The 18,012-nt window shown below is 56.3% G+C and carries 14 protein-coding genes and 1 tRNA gene; 8 read left to right on the top strand and 7 right to left on the bottom strand.

The window, feature by feature from the left end:
- Nucleotides 1-63: 63 nt before the first annotated feature.
- The 3 genes from ACT2B1_RS06940 to ACT2B1_RS06950 form a co-directional block, all read right to left on the bottom strand.
- Nucleotides 64-1,038: a TRAP transporter substrate-binding protein gene (locus ACT2B1_RS06940; RefSeq protein ID WP_171240013.1), complete on the bottom strand. Its 975-nt coding sequence runs from the start codon at nt 1,036-1,038 to the stop codon at nt 64-66.
- A 25-nt stretch (nt 1,039-1,063) separates the two neighbouring features.
- Complete coding sequence (locus ACT2B1_RS06945) at nt 1,064-1,606, bottom strand: 3-hydroxyanthranilate 3,4-dioxygenase (RefSeq protein WP_171240014.1); 543 nt, start codon at nt 1,604-1,606, stop codon at nt 1,064-1,066.
- 97 nt (nt 1,607-1,703) lie between these two features.
- A complete protein-coding gene (locus ACT2B1_RS06950) occupies nt 1,704-2,657 on the bottom strand; it encodes a dihydrodipicolinate synthase family protein (protein ID WP_171240015.1) in 954 nt (317 codons plus the stop codon).
- Between the two features lie 148 nt (nt 2,658-2,805).
- On the opposite strand from ACT2B1_RS06950, the gene ACT2B1_RS06955 reads away from it, so the two are divergent.
- From ACT2B1_RS06955 to ACT2B1_RS06965, 3 genes are all read left to right on the top strand, one after another.
- Complete coding sequence (locus ACT2B1_RS06955) at nt 2,806-3,582, top strand: aspartate dehydrogenase (protein ID WP_481668826.1); 777 nt, start codon at nt 2,806-2,808, stop codon at nt 3,580-3,582.
- Nucleotides 3,579-4,544, top strand: a complete 966-nt coding sequence (locus tag ACT2B1_RS06960) for a LysR substrate-binding domain-containing protein (protein WP_481668827.1) — start codon at nt 3,579-3,581, stop codon at nt 4,542-4,544. The genes ACT2B1_RS06955 and ACT2B1_RS06960 overlap by 4 nt, the downstream gene beginning before the upstream one ends.
- Before the next feature lie 83 nt (nt 4,545-4,627).
- Nucleotides 4,628-6,058, top strand: coding sequence for an NAD-dependent succinate-semialdehyde dehydrogenase (locus tag ACT2B1_RS06965; RefSeq protein ID WP_481668828.1), 1,431 nt, complete (start codon nt 4,628-4,630; stop codon nt 6,056-6,058).
- Between the two features lie 115 nt (nt 6,059-6,173).
- Here the strand turns inward: ACT2B1_RS06965 and ACT2B1_RS06970 are convergent, their stop codons facing one another.
- Nucleotides 6,174-7,400 carry an HlyD family secretion protein gene (locus ACT2B1_RS06970; protein ID WP_171125483.1) on the bottom strand — a complete coding sequence of 409 codons (1,227 nt, stop codon included), beginning with the start codon at nt 7,398-7,400 and terminating at the stop codon, nt 6,174-6,176.
- Nucleotides 7,393-7,731 (bottom strand): hypothetical protein, encoded by a 339-nt coding sequence (locus ACT2B1_RS06975; protein ID WP_171121971.1) that lies wholly within the window; start codon nt 7,729-7,731, stop codon nt 7,393-7,395. Before ACT2B1_RS06975 ends, ACT2B1_RS06970 begins: the two co-directional genes overlap by 8 nt.
- Nucleotides 7,732-7,969: 238 nt before the next feature.
- On the opposite strand from ACT2B1_RS06975, the gene ACT2B1_RS06980 reads away from it, so the two are divergent.
- Nucleotides 7,970-8,054 (top strand) — tRNA-Leu (locus ACT2B1_RS06980).
- Between the two features lie 9 nt (nt 8,055-8,063).
- On the opposite strand, the gene ACT2B1_RS06985 is transcribed toward ACT2B1_RS06980, so the two are convergent.
- Nucleotides 8,064-8,561 carry a hypothetical protein gene (locus ACT2B1_RS06985; RefSeq protein WP_254445529.1) on the bottom strand — a complete coding sequence of 166 codons (498 nt, stop codon included), beginning with the start codon at nt 8,559-8,561 and terminating at the stop codon, nt 8,064-8,066.
- The gene (locus tag ACT2B1_RS06990) at nt 8,554-9,297 is read right to left on the bottom strand and encodes a helix-turn-helix transcriptional regulator (RefSeq protein ID WP_254447305.1); all 744 of its coding nucleotides are present in this window, start codon (nt 9,295-9,297) and stop codon (nt 8,554-8,556) included. The genes ACT2B1_RS06985 and ACT2B1_RS06990 overlap by 8 nt, the downstream gene beginning before the upstream one ends.
- A 606-nt stretch (nt 9,298-9,903) precedes the next feature.
- Here ACT2B1_RS06990 and ACT2B1_RS06995 point away from each other — a divergent pair.
- From ACT2B1_RS06995 to ACT2B1_RS07010, 4 genes are all read left to right on the top strand, one after another.
- Nucleotides 9,904-12,285: a beta strand repeat-containing protein gene (locus ACT2B1_RS06995; RefSeq protein WP_481668829.1), complete on the top strand. Its 2,382-nt coding sequence runs from the start codon at nt 9,904-9,906 to the stop codon at nt 12,283-12,285.
- A 142-nt stretch (nt 12,286-12,427) separates the two neighbouring features.
- The gene (locus ACT2B1_RS07000) at nt 12,428-14,365 is read left to right on the top strand and encodes a type I secretion protein (protein WP_481668830.1); all 1,938 of its coding nucleotides are present in this window, start codon (nt 12,428-12,430) and stop codon (nt 14,363-14,365) included.
- 151 nt (nt 14,366-14,516) lie between these two features.
- Nucleotides 14,517-16,637 (top strand): type I secretion system permease/ATPase, encoded by a 2,121-nt coding sequence (locus ACT2B1_RS07005; protein ID WP_481668831.1) that lies wholly within the window; start codon nt 14,517-14,519, stop codon nt 16,635-16,637.
- Nucleotides 16,634-17,986: an HlyD family type I secretion periplasmic adaptor subunit gene (locus tag ACT2B1_RS07010; protein WP_171121976.1), complete on the top strand. Its 1,353-nt coding sequence runs from the start codon at nt 16,634-16,636 to the stop codon at nt 17,984-17,986. Before ACT2B1_RS07005 ends, ACT2B1_RS07010 begins: the two co-directional genes overlap by 4 nt.
- Nucleotides 17,987-18,012 lie beyond the last annotated feature (26 nt).

Genomic DNA, 18,012 nt, shown 5'->3' on the forward strand with positions numbered 1-18,012 from the left:
GACCTATCCCCAAGACAAATGGCGCGAGCACAGGCTCGCGCCATGTCTGTCTGCGACCAAACTTTACTTGGTTTCTGCCGCAGTAGCGCGCAGGGCGTCAAGCGACGAGGTCTTTTCTGACCAGATCGTATTCCATTCGTCGATGGCATCGCCAAAGAACGAGGCATCCACCTTTACATAGGACTTTCCAGTGCCTTCGATCTGCTCCAGCCAACCGGCCTCGTTCGAGACATAGCTGTCGATGGTGCTGTCCACATGCTTGGCCATCAACTCACCAATCAGTGCCCGGTCTTCCTCGGACAACCCCGCCCAGACTTTGGCCGAGACAAGCCCCACCATTGGGAACATCATGTGGTCGGACTGAACAATCGTATCTGCATGGTCATAGTATTTCAGAACCCAGATAAGTTCGGCATCCATGTCGATGGCGTCGACCTGACCATTTGCCAACGCGTCGTAAACCGCGGGCAAGGGCATCGGGGTCGGGGCCGCGCCAACGGCGTTGTAGAAATCAAGGATCGGAGTGAACGGAGTGATCCGCAGTTTTAGACCGGCAAGGTCATCCGCTGACGAAACATCGCCCCGGCTTACGATCTGGCGCAGTCCGGCCATACCGTAGCCGACCCCAACGACGCCGACCTGACCGGGCAGCGGCTCCAGCATTGTCTTTGCGGTGTCTGACCTCAGGATACGACCGGCATGGCCGATGTCGTCAGCAAGGTATGGGGCGTAGAAAGCACCCAGTTCCGGCGCGCGGTTTGACACTTCGGCCACTGTCATAAAGGCCATGTCCAGCGCGCCTGTCTGCAACTGCTGCAACATCTCGGCCTCGTTGCCCAGTTGTCGCGCCGGGAAAACGGATACGCTGTGCGCGCCGTCGCTGGCTTCGGACAACTCGGCCCCAAACGCTTCGGCGGCCTTGGTCCAAATGTGGGGTGGCGGTGTGATCAGGCCCAGACGGAATTCCTCGGCCTGTGCCGCAACAGCAGAGACCGTCGCCAAAGCAGTGGCCGCAATGATTTTTCCAAAGTGTTTCATGTTCTTCCCCGTTACTTTTTTGTTTCTACAACTGCACCCAGCCCTCGGGCGGTTCTTTTCCCGGATGTATGACATTACAATTCGGGCAAGTGCGGTCTTTTTCCGATGCATAGAATTTTTCGTACACCGGAGGCAGGTCGTCAACGATGGACTTCAGCTGCATTTCAGCCCGGTACACGCGTGTCCCACATTCAAAACAATACCATTCGATTGCGTCCAGTTCGCCTTCCTGCCGCTTGGGTTCGATGACCAAGCCGACCGAGCCTTCTTGCGGACGCTGAGGAGAGTGGCGGACATGCGCCGGAAGAAGAAACACCTCGCCTTCACGGATGGGGACGTCATAGAATTCCTCGCCATCAAACAGCTTGAGAAGCATGTCCCCTTCAAGCTGGTAAAAGAACTCTTCGACCGGGTCGTCGTGGTAATCGGTGCGCTTGTTTGGGCCGCCGACAACGGTGACCATCAGGTCGGCATCTTCGAATACCATTTTGTTGCCGACCGGTGGCTTCAGAAGATGACGATGTTCGTCAACCCAAGCCTTGAAGTTGAACGCTCTTAGCTTTGACATTGTTTTCTCCCGTCTGGCAAAAAACTTCGGCGACATTCCTCATAACCACAAAGAATTTGTCCGCATGTAGGTATCGGATTAAGTTATACCGCTAGTTTCACAGTTTCAGCCCGCATTCGTCAAACCCCTTGCGAATAATATCTTTTTCCGCCTGGCTGAGCTCTAGCATCGGCGGGCGTACACGGCCCCCCGTTTGGCCCAGCAGGTGCTGCCAGTACTTGCCGAAAGCGGTTGGTTTATCTGCGGGTTTAGTCCGCTTGATCGCGTCCCGTACCGGGTTCAGGCTGTCGAACACGCGCCGTGCCTGATCCGCTTTCCCTGCGAAGGCCAGTTGCGTGTATTCATTCATCCGTTGGTCATTGGCGGTCTGCAACTGGTAGGGCGGTGATGAGCACAGGTACAGTTTCCAGTCCAGTTCAAGAATGTTGTCCAACCATTCATGTTCGGCAGAAGTCGAGACATGAATTTTGTCTCCGACCATATGGGTCAGCCTGACGTACATGTCGCGCGGAACCGAGTATTTGATCGCAACGATATTGGGCAGATCGGCAATACGCGCGCATTCTTCGGGTTGCATCAGATAACCGCTGTCGGGGTGGCTCCACATGGCAATGCCGATATCAAGCTCATCGCAGAAGCGTTTGTAGTATTGATACAGCAACTCGCCCCGGTCCTGACAGAAACTGAGCATTGGCGCATGTACGACGACATAATCGGCGCCGCAGTCCTGCGCGTGACGGCCAAGTTCAAGCGCGGTTTCCATGTTCTGATCCGAGATCGACATGATTGTTCCGGCCTTCCCTGCGCATTCTTCGACCGCGATCGACATGTTCCGTTTGCGCTCTTCCAACGTCATGGCCCAGAATTCGCCCTGCTTTCCGGTGATGAACAGCCCCTGAATCCCAAGGTCGTCGATCCAATGACGGATATTCGACCGCAGCCCGGCCTCGTCAGGCGACAGATCCTCGTGGAACGGGTTGAGAGCGGCCGCCCAGATGCCCGTCATGTTTTCGCGCGCATAAGCTTTGGCGTCTTGTTTTGTGTATTTCATGGGGCAGGGCCTTTCACTCTGGTTCGGGTTAGAAAACCGTATTGAGTATCGGCATTCCAAGTCGAACTCGAGCAACTGGATATCAGAAAAACGAATATCTGTGGGTTTCTAATTCAGTTTTGCTCTGATCTGTCCTAGCGTTCGAGACATGAAAATCGGAATGATCGGGAATGGCGCCATTGCGCAATACGTATCGTCGGGCCTTGCTGCGCGCGAGCATCACCTTGGCGCGGTTCTGATGCGGCCAGATCGGGTTAGGCAAGGCGCCGGGTTGGAAATCGGCTCGGTCAACGACCTGCCATCCGGCATTGATCTGGTGATTGATTGCGCAGGTCACGAGGCGTTGGCATGTTTAGGGCCTCAAATACTGGCCCGTGGGGTCAACATGATCACGGTCTCTTTGGGTGCGCTTGCCGACCCGAAAGTATCTGAGGCTTTGAGCCTTTCCGCGAAAGAGGGGAACGCGAAGCTGCATCTGGCAAGTGGCGCAATCGGAGCGTTGGATTGTCTTGCCGCCGCAAGGGCGGGAAAATTGTCGACGGTCACTTATGTCGGACGCAAGCCGCCGGGGGGATGGAAGGGGTCTGCCGCTGAAGAGAAGTTGGATCTGGCCGGCATCGTCGATGGGGCCGTTATCCATTTCGAAGGGACCGCGCGCGCGGCGGCCTTATCTTATCCGAAAAATGCTAATGTCGCTGCGGCGGTGGCTCTGGCTGGTCTTGGGTTTGATGACACCCGCGTTCAATTGATTGCTGACCCATCAATCACGCAAAACGTCCACGAGATCAGGGCCGAAGGTGACTTCGGCAATTTCCATTTTCAGATCAACGGCAATGCTTTGCCTGACAATCCGCGTTCGTCGGCGCTGGCGGCGATGAGCATTCTTGCCAAGCTGGATCAGATAACACAGCGGATCACGCTATGACGGTGCGGCATTCACGCATTGTCGACCGTGCGCTGACGCGATTGAAACTGCGTCAACTCCGCCTGCTGGTGGCGGTGGGCGCGCATGGGAACATTCAAAATGCAGCCCGCGAGCTTGGAATTTCGCAACCTGCTGCCACGAAAATGATTCAGGATCTCGAGCTGGATTTTGAGGTCAAGCTGTTCAACCGGACCAATCGCGGGGTAGTGTCGACCGTGTTCGGCGAAACCTTGATACGCCATGGCAAGCTGATCTTCACGCAGGTTTCCAATGCCGCTCAGGAATTGGATGACCTGAACGAAGGCAATTCTGGACGCGTTGTCGTGGGTACGCTGTTGGCGGCGTCAACAAGCCTGTTGCCCGCCGCTATTGAAATCCTGCTGACCGACAGGCCAAACGTGGCCGTCAAGATCAGTGAAGGCACCAATGAGGTGCTGATGCCCGGGTTGTTGTCCGGTGAGATTGATATGGTGGTGGGGCGTCTGCCGTCGCATCGGCACCGTGACAAGATTCGTCAGGAAAAGCTGTTGCAGGATCATATTCTGGCAGTGGTCGGCCCTCAGCACCCATTGGCGGGCAAGTCAGATGTTTCATTCGCGCAAACCAAACCGTTTGGCTGGATTTTGCCGCCGTTGGAGACCACTTTGCGCCGACAGGCTGATCATTTCTTTATCGGTCAACAGCAATATGTCCCGCCTGTTACAGTCGAAAGCGTGTCTTACCTGGCCAATCGCGCACTGTTGCAATCGCGTAATCTGATCGGGCTTATGCCTGCTGCGGTGGTAACGCAGGATTTCTCGAACGGGCATTTGTCACAGTTGGACTGGACCGTACCCTTTGGCCATGGGCCAATTGGAATATCCCTGCGGGCAGATGACGATCTGTCACCTGCCGGTCGTGCGTTCAAGGCAGCTTTGCATCAGGCAGCGCAGGACAATCGGTTCAGGTATTCGTCAAAATGATATCAGTATTCCCCCAATTCACTTGAAGCGATCACCTGGGATGCCTGATCTGAACGGGCAGAACAATCGGAGGCCTCTGCGTCATGTATCCAGATTTGAAGCTCTTTATCGGGGGGAAGTGGCGTAGCACCGAAACCGATATGCCGGTCGTGAACCCCGCGACAGAAGAAGAGATCGCCCGCCTGCCACGCGCCTCTGTCAGCGATCTGGATGATGCACTGGATGCGGCGGTCAAAGGCTTTCGGGTTTGGAGCCAAACGTCACCACGAGCGCGCGCAGACACGATCCTGCGGGCAGCGGCGCTCATCCGGGATCGGCAGGAAGACATTGCGCAGTCGATAACACTGGAACATGGCAAACCGTTGGCTCAGGCTCGGCTGGAAGTCATACGCGGGGCGGAATTCTTCGAATGGGATGCGGGGGAGGCCATGCGGTCCTATGGGCGCATCATTCCAGCGGCCCCCGGCCACAAGTTCGCAGTTCATCATCAGCCGGTTGGAGTTGTCGCCGCGTTTTCGCCGTGGAACTTCCCAATGAGCCAGCCCGCCCGAAAGATCGCAGGCGCGTTGGCTTCTGGGTGCTCGGTCATTCTAAAGGCTGCCGAAGAAACTCCGGCGGGGGCTTTGCATATCGTTCGTGCGTTCGAGGATGCGGGCCTTCCCGCCGGTGTGCTGAATCTTGTTTTTGGAACGCCTGCCGAGATTTCAGGGCACCTTATTCCGCAGGACCCGGTGCGTCTGGTGGCTTTTACAGGATCAACAACGGTCGGACGACATCTGACGACTTTGGCGGCACAGAACGACACGCGGGTTCTGATGGAATTGGGCGGGCACGCCCCGGTTATTGTTTGCGAAGATACAGATGTTCACACCGCCGCCGTTTCCAGTGCCGTTCGGAAAATGCGTAACGCGGGGCAGGTCTGTACGTCGCCGACGCGCTTCTTCGCGCATGAAAGTATTTTTGAAGACTACACCGCTGCATTTGCAACGCGAGCCAAGGCCACAGTTGTGGGTGATGGCCGCCAGGATGGGGTTGAAATGGGACCGACCGCCAATGCCCGGCGTATCCCCGCACTTGCGGAATTGGTCGATGATGCGGTGGCCAAAGGCGGGACTTTGGTAACGGGGGGTGCCCGACTTGGTAACACCGGGTATTTCTTTGAACCCACTGTTCTTATGAACGTACCCGACACCGCCCGGATCATGCAGGAGGAGCCGTTTGGTCCGGTCGCGGTGATAAACCCGGTCGCTTCGTTGGGCGAAGCTATCGAGCAAGCGAACGCTGTGCCTTATGGGTTGGCCGGCTATGCATTTACCAATCGCGCTGACTATATTGATCGGCTGGTGGATGAGGTAGAGGTCGGCAACTTGTCCATTAATACGCTGGAAGCATCCATGCCCGAAACACCCTTTGGCGGCGTCAAGTCCAGCGGCTATGGCCGAGAAGGGGGGACAGAAGGATTGGAGAATTACATGACGGTCAAAAACGTCTGGCACTCGGCCCGAATTGTTTGAATGACCGATTAATCACCACTTAGCATCCGATCGCTATGGCGGTTGCGTTGCCATCCGGCCCGGCAACGGAGGTGGAACACTCTCGCCGGGTTTCAGAACGGTTGCTGCGTGCGCTTCAAGAAAAAACGAGCGTCTTGACGGGCAACAGTATCGCCTGTGCACGCAGGACAATGGCATTCGCTATGCCCATCCCGTCCACAATTCTGGCAAAAAAGGCGGACAGCCCCGTGATCTCCCCCGCATCTATTTCCTTCGCGCGACTTGTATAAGCGACGCCAATGCAGGCGCTTCCGGGGGGGATGCCTTCCAAATGCTTGGGAAAAACCGGAGCCAGAAAAGCGGTGACCGTTCCCGGACGAGCGCGATCCTGGGAATCAAGCAGCGCGTCCCCCGGCCGAAACTGACCCGCGGCTATGGTATCTTGCACCCCGTCCACAATCATGGGGACAATGGTCAGTGGTTTGGATGCGCAGGTGATTTCAACAAGCATACCGGGTTTCAGAACGCTCGCGGATATCTGTCCAAAAGCCGCGACAAAGCGGCCTTGCCCCGATATCTCGGGAACCAAAATGCCAGCGGGACGCAGGATCGGATTCACGATGTCGCCCGGTTTCAGCAAAAACTGGGTCACTGTGCCATCCACTTCGGCGAATACCGTGGACTTTGCGATTTCATTCTCGGCTTCTTGTAGGACTGCGCGCGCACTTTCCTTTTGCGCTGGTAAAACTGCTGTCTGACGCAACTTGGCACCGTCGCGCGCAGAAATAGCGGCTGCGCGTTGGCTAGTTGCGCCGGACACGGCGGTTTGCAGGCGTTCCAGCTCTTGTTCGCTGACAACGGTGTCGTTTCGTTCCGCCAGTGACAGACGCCGCTGTAGGTCGTTTTCAGCCTGACTAAGCTCAACCTCTGCGGCTTTGACGCGGGCTTCGGCTGTGGCGACTTCTGTCGCGATCAATCCCAATGTGGCGTCAATCTCTTCAATCCGACGCTGCGCGGTCTCTGCCGCCGCTTCCTGCCGGGTGGTATCCAGCGTGAAAATCGCGTCGCCTGCCTTCACCCTTGCATTGTTGGTGACATAGACCTCGGCAACGCGGCCCCCGCGGTCAGAAAGGATGGTCACAGTACGAAAAACCGCGGTCACTTTGCGCGTTGAAGGGTGGAAATAGAAAATGATGGTGATCAGCGTCACGGCCAATATTGCACATGCGGTCAATCCCCAACGCAGTTCATACCAGACGTTGAACAGGGTGATTTCGTGGCCCCACCGTTTGCCCTGCTTGTACCGGCGGTATAGATAGTCGGGAACAATCGTGATCAGCGCCGAGAAAATAAGCTCAAGCATCAGTGTGCTCCGGCAAATCCGTCTTGGTTTCCAGTGGAAGGATTTCGTGCAGGGGCACTGCTGCAATCAGGATGGCTGCAATCCAAAACGCATTGTTCAAGGTGAACAGCGAAATCAGGCCAAGCACGCCGACAAGTTGCATTTGCACCTTATGAGCACCGGCCGCCATTCGATCTGGAATAGCCTGCACCGTGAAATAGAGCGCACCAAAGCCCAGCAAGACGACAATAAGCGAAATGCCCACAACGATCAGAAAGCCATCCGTTTCGCCCGGGGCGGTTACCCAAAACGGTAGCCGGGCCAAAGCCTCATCAGAAATAGAGCTGTTCACGGGAACCTCCGGTTTCATAATGATACTGTGCAAGGATAAACGATTGAATTCAAAAAGATCAAACTGGGGTGGTTTTCGGCTCCGATCTATGGCGCGTTTCAGCGCGGGGTTGCCGCAAGTGGCGTCCTGTCCGGTTTTGGCCGCACCATTTTTGCGATCGTCAACTTAGCGACTTTTCAATCAGTTTGGTTCGCATTAAGAGTTCCGATAGTCGCCGCGCCTGATGGATCGGTGACCTGCGGATGTGGCGAAACTGGTAAACGCAAGGGACTTAAAATCCCTCGCCCTAGGGCTTGCGGGTTCGATCCCCGCCATCCGCACCACTCAAACCTTCAAACTGGAAAGCCCAACTGGCTGATCAGCCGCCAGATATCGCGGTTCAACTCGGAAAGTTGATCAACAATGTCTTCAATCTCTTTCATGGCCGAGGCGTCGACTGTGTCTTCACGCCCCAGTTTGATGTCTGTTTTTCTGTCGGAAATCCTCATCAGGATTGTCTTTGGATTGCCGCTGTCCGGGTCAAAGGAATAAATGCAGTGATTGTATTTGTTTCGAATTCCCGACAGTTTGGCTAATCGCTGTGTGTGAACAAGGATTGGGTCGCGAATTTCCGGTGGGCGGCCCTCCATCTTGGCAAGCCGTTCCACAAGATCAAGGCGCGCCCGTGTGGTGTTCAGCGTCAGAAAGATAATCACCGCGACATCTTTCTTGGTTTCGCTGAGGCCTGCGATCAAGTGGATCAACAGGCTTTCGGTGTTGGTCCACATGTAATTCAGCCGACCCACCAACAGGATCAGGCGATCAAATCGGGTTTCAAAGTCGTCAGTCAACGGCCATTTCATGCGCCTCGTTGGGCGCGACCTCAAAGAAGAATTGTGCAGCGGCAGTCCTGTTGCTGACACCAATTTTGCCTACGACATTGTGTATATGCAGCTTAACAGTGTGCTCGGTAATTCCCAGATTGGAAGCAATGATCTTGTTGCTCTGGCCTTTTGATACCAATTGCAGCACCTGTTTCTCTCTCGGTGTCAGCTTGGAATAGATCGGATGAGGATCTGCTGCCGCCGAAATTGCGGGATGGTCATGCTTGGGTTGGCCGTCATTGGCTGCAACGCTGTCAGCAAGAAAACAGGGCATATAAAATTCTTCATGCAACAACAGACGTAGGATAGACCTCCAAACATCTGGCGAGACGTTCATCGGCAGGTATCCAATTTCGCCATATGTATTGCGATCCCAATTTTCGAACAAAAACCGGGCCGCCTCATCTTTGCGATATGCAAATGCAACGCTGCCGGAGCCGACACAATCCTTATAGGCTTTGGGCCGCGCGATCAGATCATCAAGTGACATTTGGTCGACGATGATGACCCGGCCGGAACCGGATGAAGGACAGACCGGAAGTGATTGGATGCTGTCAATCCGGTGTGTGGCGACACCGAATTCGTTTTGAACCTCGCGCAAGGTTTGACGCGAATAAAACAGTTCCTTGCCAACAAAGTTGATCGAGAATTCTTCGGCGGTAAAATTACCTTGGATAGAACTATCCTGAAACGGGATACTCATTATTCCCCCCTACATAACCCAAACCGCGGAAATGCGGCAAAACAGTAAACAGAACTTGAAGCGTATAATTAACACAATATTAACGCGCATGATCTCAAGACTACAGTGAATAGTGCAAGTTTCTTCAATAAAACGTGATTCCAAGGGCTTAGGTTCTAGTACTTTCGATTAGGTGGAAGCTGGCCTTTCTCGTTTAAGTAGAGGGAATCGCACGGTTTCCCACCTAAAGGGATTCCGCCCCGCCTTTTGCGGTGCCAATTCGGACAAACAGGCCGAATCGGTTTTTTAATTCAATGAAATCATAATCCTAAGCGATCTAGTGCTTACGGTTAGCTATTCAGGCTGTGCTGCTCCTGCAACGATGTGAGTGCCTCAATTGAAGAGGTGCTTGTTCCTAATGTGCCCACGATTCGCGCATTTTCGCGATTTTTTGCGCAAGGGCTATTTCGGCTAAGCCGAGAAAGGAGGGTGGGAGACCAAGTCACTGACGATACCGCACGAAAGCGCGTTTCGCGTTTCTCTTTGTGCGCAACTCTTGTTTCAACCGCGCCCGTAACCGTTTTGTAGATGAATGACGGTCAGTGCGCTTAATAAGTGGAAATTGATATGTCTAGAAACCGTAATGGTAATCACGGCGCCGACGTCGAAGAAATTAATGTTGGTCCAGTCATTGCTCCGGTAGATGAAATTAACATCGACGATGTCGAAATCAGCGCGGACCAGACTGAGCAGAAAACCAAGGTTGATAATGATCAGGATCAAGATCAACTGCAGGCGCAAGCCCAGAAAACCGATGTGGAAACTGATGTAGATAACGAAAACGATCAGGATCAGGACCAACATCAGGGTCAGGGCCAAGCGCAGGCTCAGAAGCAGAAGAACGGCGACAACGACAACGACAACTCGAACTCTGTCCATATCGACTTTGGCGAAGCCGAGCCGCTGGGCAGTGACGATGATCTGGTAGATGTTGATGTCTCTGGCGGTTCAAGCATCGACAAAGTCATTACCGTTGGAAACGACCTGGATTATGATCCCGGCGATGACCTGAACCTGAACATCAGTCTGGATGGCGCAGGCAACGACATGTCCGCCATCAATAAGCAGTACCTAAACCTGAGCGACGACGACACCCTGGGTGCGGCGGAAGTTAAGAATAACGGTAGCTTTGACCAGGACGGCAACGCGCGTGGCGGTACGGCCAATGCTGACGAAGGCATCGGCTCGCAGTCGGACGGAGGAAACTCCGGAAGCGGCGGCACTGCGCACGGCGGTTATGCAGACGGGGACACCGATGGTGGTACTGCATTGGCGTTCGGCGGTCACACCGGTGACGCAGATGGTGCCGGCACTGGCGGAGCAGGCGGTTCCTCGGGAAGCGCAACCAATTTCGGTCTGGGTGTTGGACATTCCAATGCTGACTCGAACGGAAGCAGCACCGCGGGTTCCGGCGGAAATGCCAACAGTGACGCCGATGCCGACAATACCGGCAGCGCCGACTCTGATGGTGACAGCACAGCCGGAGAAGGCGGAAACGCAGGCTCGATCGGTCTGGGCTTGGGCCTGGGCCTGTCCGAAGCCGACAACGATGGCGCGTCGCTTGGCGGCAACAATGCTACTGGTGCCTCGGCACTGGGTGCCGGTCTGGCCGGGAATGACTCGGACGCCAATGGCGCCAATGGTGGTGACGGCGATGCTGACACCGATGGCGTTGCGGTAAACGCTGGCAGCAGCGACACCGAAGCCAACGACGCAGCGGCTGGTAACCTGGGGCTTGGCCTGGCTGGAAGCCTTGCCGATAGCGACGCTGACGCTGATGGCGGCAATGGCACCGGTTCTGGCGGAACGGGTGGAACTGGCACTGGAGCGACGGGCACTGGCGGCAACGGCAATGGTGCGACCGGCACTGGCGGTGCGGGCACCGGCGGCGCTGGCACTGGCGGAACATCCGGCCAGGTCGACGCGGCGCTTGCTGCGCTGAACCAGCAGAACGGGCTGATTGGCCTGAACGCGGGTGAAGCCGAAGCTGACACCGGCAGCGGTGACGTCAATGGCGGCAACCCCGGCACTGGCGGTGAAGGAGACGGCGGATTTGGTTCCGGCGGCAACGGTAGTGGAGCTCAAGGTGTTGGCGGTGCTGGCACTGGCGGTACTGGTGGTGGCGGAGACGGCACCGGTGGTGCAGGTCTTGGCGGTACTGCGGGTGCTATGTCCGGTGCTCAGGGTGTCGGTGATCAGGCCACGACTGGCCCGAATATCACGCAGACCCCGGGTGACGTGAATGGCACAGCCAGCATGCCACAGAACACCAGCGGCGACGGTGGTGCAGGTGGCGGTAACAGCACAAGCGGCTCGGCCACGGGCACTGGTATCGGTACTGCAACTGCCGACGGCTTTGGCGGTGGCGGCGGCGCGATCCAGCAGGACGCAATGTCCAACGGATCCGGCACAGGTTCAGCAGACGCTGTGAACACCGCTGGTGCGGGTGGCGACTCTGGTCTGTGGTCGGTCGCAGACACCGATGGCAGCGCTGACAGCCTGGCGAGTGCGATTGCAGGATATGGCGGCGACGCGATGTCCGACAATGACGCCACTTCGACAGGCGCAGGCAGCGCGACCGGCTCGGCGAATTCGGGCTTTGGCGGCGGCGGCGGTGCCGGTGCCGGCTACGGCGGAACCAGCGGCGACGCGATGGGTTCGGCAACCAATGGTGCGATCACCGGCGCAACGGTTAACGGTGGCGACGCTTCGGGTGCCAACTCGGGCGCGGGTGGTAATGGCGGCAACGCCGGGTCCTGGGGTTCCAACAATTCTGGTGACGGAATTGTCCACGGTGAATCCTACGCATCGGCGGCTGCTGTTGTAGATACATCGGCCTTCAACCAGACGATCGTTATGGGGGCCAACGTTCTCGGCAACTCGGTCGACACGACATTGGTTGGTGGCTCGATGAACTCGACCTACACCAGCGACGATACCGACGTATAACCCGCCTCTGGGTTTGGGGCAGAGGGCGACGGTTCGTTCTCCGACCCGGTCAAGCTAACTGCCGAGGCCGCTTCTGCGGCGGCCTCGGCCCAACTTAACCCAGACCGGAAATTTTGCGCCGGGACGGGGAAAGGACAGTGTTATGTCGCTCGACAGTATCAGTGAAACGATTGCCCACTTTATTGGAACCTTTGAGCTTACGACTGAGCAGGCCAGACTGCGCGAACAGTATGAGGAATTTACCGCCCTCAGACGCAAGATTGAATTAGAGGATCTGGCAGAGGCCACATCCATTAATGTGCGGGCCGACCTGAAACTTGATCCGGGTAAATACGGTCCTCTTCCCTATAAATTCATGGCCCCGGACAATGATGGTCCGTTCCCCCCGGCCTCTGGTGGTCCAATCCCTGAACCGGCTCTTTTCCTTGATCCGGTATCCGGTCCGGACGAGATTATCCCCGAAGGGCAAATATTTACGGCGGAATTTCAGCAGACTATCGTGGTTCCAGAACTGGTGCCAGAACTTATCGGGTCAGCCGTCACATACACATTCCAGACCCTTAACCTGAGCGACAACGACACAATCGGTCAGGGTGATTTCCGCGATGCCGAAGTTTTGATGCAAGAGGGTTACGAGGCGCTGGACGTTGCGCTGTCGCTGCATGTGATTTCATCCCCGTCTTTTGACATTGCCGACTACCAATCGGTCGAAAAACTGGAACAGTTGGCCGAACAGATGAAGGCGACCGTGACCGTTCAGGTCGATGGTGCCACAGTCCATCAATTCCACGGCGAAGAAGCGGTGGGTAACATCGTCAACGGAGAACGGGTAGAGGAACTGCCCGATTGGATGGAGCTTTTGCCACAGCATCATCAGTCCGAGGACGACGAAGAGAGCGGGCAGCCGAACCCCTATCCGAAAGAATGGGATCAGTCCGAAGATGACGTATTTGGTGAAGGCCACACGGTGATAGCGGGCGGCAATCTGGCCATCAACGAAGTGTCCATCACGGTTGGTTGGGTCGACGCACCGATAATTGCTGTGGGCGGAGCGTCCTACGATCTGACCGTGGTCAGCCAGGTCGCTATTGTCTCAGACATCGACGAAGGAGAGCCGGGCGCGCAGAGCGAAACCAAGGTTATCCAGTCGTCCCAGATTGCAGTCGAAGCCAGCGAGGCGTCTTGGATTGAAGATAACGTAGCACCACCCGGACAGGATCCGCTTGTCGTTATCAGTTGGATAAGCGGAGACCTGTACGTCACCAATTTTGTCAAACAAGTGATTGACGCCACCGACATTGATCACATCCAGACCGAAGTTTCGGCTTCGAACAGTATGTATGTTCTGGGTGACAACGACATGTTCAACGCCAACAACATTGTTCAGTTGGGCAGCTTCTATGACGTAGTCATGGTTGGCGGGAATATGGTTTCCGTCGACATCGTTCAGCAAACGATCGTCTTGATTGACGACGATGTCGTAACGGGTCCCGTTCAGGATGAGGTCGAAGAGAACCTTGTCATGAACCAGGTGTCTCTGACCAGTACGGGTGAAGATACGCATGAAGACATCACTCCGAACTTGGCCAGCGTTTTGCCGATAGAGGAAGTGAACACAGACGCCCTTGAAGACGCGCTGTTGAACGATCCAGCCTTTGCCGGGATGGAGCAGCTTCGCGTTCTGAAGATTGAAGGGGACCTGATCCAGGCGAACGTAATCGAACAGGTCACCTTGCTGCAGGATCAGGACGACGTCCATCTGACAGCGGGCCAAGGTGCTGAAGCATCGGCGTTGGGTGCCGGGAACGCGCTGTTGAACGCAGCCAGCGTTTCTAAGATTGGCGTCGACTCTGTCGTTATGGCGGCAGAGGGCGAGTACTCGGATGTGTTGCTGCATCAGGCCAGCCTGATCGACTCACCTGATGAAGAGTTGGGCGAAGAGATCGCCAATGAAGCCATCGCGTTTTTGATGGAGGAAACAAACGGACCCGGAAAGTCAGATCTTGCACCGGGCCACAACAAACTAACACCCTCCGAGGCGGCCAGTTTGGATGACGGTATGCAGTCCATGCTAGCCTAATCTCTTTATTAGTTACGAGTGACCCGAAAGTTTTAGTATGTCGATTTTGTTTTCGTCGCGCCGCACACCGTTTGCCAGTCCGCTGGACAGTCGAAACGGTCCGGACCGAGTTAGACCCCTTGTTGACGAACCCGCGCACAGGCCAGCGAAGATGGCCGGTTTGCGCCTAACCGAGGAGATGCGGTTAAAATCTCCTAAGACCAATCCGGCCAAGGCCGTTGAATTGCAGGCGACCCGAACCGCACGGGCATCTGCAGAACCGAATAAGAACACGGAACCTCCAGAGCGCGCTGTACCTTCCCCCCGGCGCGCTCAGCCACAGCCCGATGAAGAGAATTACCAAGAGGGCCGTGGTGCTGGGGTGGCCGATGCCAAAGGCCCCGATCCTGAGACCGCTAAGGATTCGACCGCACGAAAACCCCCCTCGTCGCGCTCGCACAGCGGTGAAGCCATAGGTACCACTATCGAGGCCAAGGCAAACGAGCCGCTGCCGCTGCGCAAAGAGGGCGGCGGCGACGGTAAAGGGCCACCCCAGACTTTTCACAAGCGCACCCCACCTGAAGATTTCCGGAACACCCTGCGCACGTCCCTGCGTGCGATATGGCGGAATTTGGCTTTTGTTCTGGTGCTGACCTGCGCAACGAATATCCTGATCCTGGCGATACCGATCTATCTGTTCCAGATCAGTGACCGGGTGTTGACCAGCCGTTCTTTAGATACGTTGATCATGCTGACGGCGATTGTCGCCGGGGCGGTGATCTTTCAATCCGCCTTTGATGCTGTGCGTCGGTTCATGCTGATGCGCACGGCGGTCGAGGTTAACGCGCGCCTTGGGGCACCGATCCTGAGCGCGGCCGCCCATGCGTCACTGCATGGAACCGGGCGCGAGTATCAGACGTTGGGCGACTTGCAGCAGGTCAGAGGGTTTCTTGTGTCGGGAACGCTGATTTCGTTTTTGGATGTGCCGTTCGCCCCGCTTTTCATCCTGATGATTTTCCTTGTGCATCCCCAATTGGGCACAATCGTCATTGCGACGGCTTTGCTGTTGATGGTGATTGCCCTGATAAACCAGCGCATGACCGCCAAACCGTTTGCCGAGGCGAACAAGGCACAGTCGATGGCAAATCAACATCTGGATTCGATGGCGCGCAACAGTCAGATCATCAATGCGCTGGCCATGATCCCCGAGGCCGTTCGGATTTGGGGCCGCGACACGGCGCAGTCGCTGACGTGGCAGGTGCGCGCACAGGACCGCAATGTTATTTTCGCTGCTATCTCGCGCGCGGTGCGCTTGTTGACGCAGATCGCAATCCTTGGGTGGGGGGCGTTTCTTGCCCTTCAAGGTGAGATCACGGGCGGCATGGTTATCGCAGCGTCGATCATTGCCGGGCGTGCGTTCGCCCCGATTGAAGGCTCGATCGAGGGTTGGAATGCGTTTCTGTTGACCCGGGGCGCGTATGGCCGCATCAGCAATCTGCTGTCCAACTCGGCGCTGCAGTTTGAAAAACTGCGCCTACCGCGCCCCGAAGGCCGGTTGGATGTTGAGCGTTTGCTTTACGTGCCCGGCGGGACCAAGAGGGTTGTTCTGAACGGGATCAGCTTCTCACTCAATCCGGGTGAGACCTTGGCGATCATCGGCAATTCCGGCGCTGGCAAGACGACCTTGGGTAAAACGCTGGTCGGATCCATCCTGCCAACGTCGGGGAGCGTACGGTTGGACCTGATGGACATTCGCAATTGGGACCCGCGGCAATTTGGGGAAAGCATCGGCTACCTGCCGCAGGACGTGCAGTTGTTCCCCGGAACGATCAAGGACAACATCGGACGGATGCGCGAAGACGCGACGGATGAACAAATCCACGACGCAGCGGTTCTTGCGGATGTGCACAACATGATCGCTACCCTTCCGCAAGGGTATGAGACCGTTGTCTCCGCAGATGGCTCGCCATTGTCAGGGGGCCAGAAACAACGCATCGCTTTGGCGCGGGCCTTTTTCGGCAACCCAAGGATGGTTGTTCTGGATGAGCCAAATTCAAATCTGGATGTCGCCGGAGATCAGGCGCTGGCCCGGGCGATTGCCCAAGCCAAAGAAAGCAAAATTACCGTTGTGGTCATCACGCAAAAGCCAACGCTGCTGAACGCGGTCGACAAGATCATGCTGCTGACCGACGGTCGTGTGGCTCTGTTTGGGCAGCGTGAACAGGTTCTGCAGCAACTGAACGGACCACGCAATCAGCAAGGTATCGCTGGCCAGAAGGGGGATGGACAATGAACGATCTGGTCGCAATCAACAACGACCCCAAGGACCCGACCGTCTGGTATGCCGAGGTTCCGCGATCCATCAACCGATTGATTGTGGTTGGGTTCGTCATGCTGATCCTGTGCTTTGGTGGGTTTGGCGTCTGGTCTTTCCGCGCTCCTCTGGCCGCCGCGGTAATCGCGCAAGGCAGCTTTGTCGCGACGGGTCGCAACAAGATCGTGCAGCACCTTGAAGGCGGCATCATCGAGGACATCAAAGTGATCGAGGGCCAATCCGTGAAGGCGGGCCAAGTTCTGATGACGCTTGATCAGACCTCAGCCGAAGCCAATGAGCGCGAGTTGTTCATCCGGAAAATCCGCCTTCAGGCCATGACCGAGCGTTTGCAGGCCGAATACAATGAAAGCGACCGTCTGGAATTCTCGCAGGGGTTGCTGGCCGCTACGGATGACGTCGAGGTGATGACGATCCTCGATGGTCAACGCATCAGTTTTGACGTGTCCCGCAAGACTTTGCTGAACGATATCGCCCTTCTGGAGCGTAATATGGAAGCCCTGAAGATTCGATCCAGCGGCTTTGAAGCACAGCTTGCAAGCATGAAGCGACGCTCGGAAATCCTTCAGGAAGAATATGAAACCAAGCAGTCGCTTTTTGAAAAGGGGTTGGTGCGAAAAGGTGATCTGAACACGATCCGCAGGGTCCAAGCCGAGGCCGACGGCCAGCAGGCGCGTTTGGCCGCAGAAACGGCTGAAATCAATCAGATGCTGCTCAAGTATGAAGAACAGATTACACGCACGCGGTCTGCCTATCGCGAAGCCGCGCTGGACGAACTTGGCGTGATCGAAGGTGATCTGGAAAGCGTCCGCGAAAAGGCGCGTCAGGCGCGCAGCGTTCTGGACCGTGCCGTTGTCCGCGCCCCGGTGACGGGAACGGTTGTTCGGTTGCATTATCACACGCCCGGCGGTGTTATCGAAACGGGTGAGCCCATCGCTGAAATCCTGCCCGCAGACGCCCCCCTGATCATCGAGGCGCAAATCCCCCGGACAGAGATTGACAGCGTCATCACCGGTCAGGATGCAACGGTGCGCCTTGTTGCGCTGAACCAGCGCACGACCCCGGTGCTAAGTGGTGAGGTCTTTTATGTTTCAGCAGATGCGCTTGTCGAAGATTCCTCGGGCGCCCCGCAAGAGGTTTATCTTGCGCGGATATCGCTTGAGCCGGATGAGATCGAAAGGGTTCGCGGCTTTATTCCGACGCCGGGAATGCCGGCCGAGATCATGATCCAGACCGAAGAACGCACCTTTGCGGCCTATATAGCAAAGCCTGTGACAGACAGCATGTCGCGCGCTTTCCGGGAACATTGATCGCCTGCCTAGGGCGATCAACCTAC

The organism is Ruegeria sp. S263 (genome assembly GCF_056780525.1).

Excerpts from the sequence above, each read along its gene's own strand:
- ACT2B1_RS06955 (WP_481668826.1), top strand. The coding sequence starts at position 2,806 with ATGAAAATCGGAATGATCGGGAATGGCGCCATTGCGCAATACGTATCG.
- ACT2B1_RS07010 (WP_171121976.1), top strand. The coding sequence starts at position 16,634 with ATGAACGATCTGGTCGCAATCAACAACGACCCCAAGGACCCGACCGTC.
- ACT2B1_RS07000 (WP_481668830.1), top strand. The coding sequence starts at position 12,428 with ATGTCGCTCGACAGTATCAGTGAAACGATTGCCCACTTTATTGGAACC.
- ACT2B1_RS06960 (WP_481668827.1), top strand. The coding sequence starts at position 3,579 with ATGACGGTGCGGCATTCACGCATTGTCGACCGTGCGCTGACGCGATTG.
- ACT2B1_RS06945 (WP_171240014.1), bottom strand. The coding sequence starts at position 1,606 with ATGTCAAAGCTAAGAGCGTTCAACTTCAAGGCTTGGGTTGACGAACAT.
- ACT2B1_RS07005 (WP_481668831.1), top strand. The coding sequence starts at position 14,517 with ATGGCCGGTTTGCGCCTAACCGAGGAGATGCGGTTAAAATCTCCTAAG.
- ACT2B1_RS06950 (WP_171240015.1), bottom strand. The coding sequence starts at position 2,657 with ATGAAATACACAAAACAAGACGCCAAAGCTTATGCGCGCGAAAACATG.
- ACT2B1_RS06965 (WP_481668828.1), top strand. The coding sequence starts at position 4,628 with ATGTATCCAGATTTGAAGCTCTTTATCGGGGGGAAGTGGCGTAGCACC.
- ACT2B1_RS06995 (WP_481668829.1), top strand. The coding sequence starts at position 9,904 with ATGTCTAGAAACCGTAATGGTAATCACGGCGCCGACGTCGAAGAAATT.
- ACT2B1_RS06940 (WP_171240013.1), bottom strand. The coding sequence starts at position 1,038 with ATGAAACACTTTGGAAAAATCATTGCGGCCACTGCTTTGGCGACGGTC.
- ACT2B1_RS06970 (WP_171125483.1), bottom strand. The coding sequence starts at position 7,400 with ATGCTTGAGCTTATTTTCTCGGCGCTGATCACGATTGTTCCCGACTAT.
- ACT2B1_RS06990 (WP_254447305.1), bottom strand. The coding sequence starts at position 9,297 with ATGAGTATCCCGTTTCAGGATAGTTCTATCCAAGGTAATTTTACCGCC.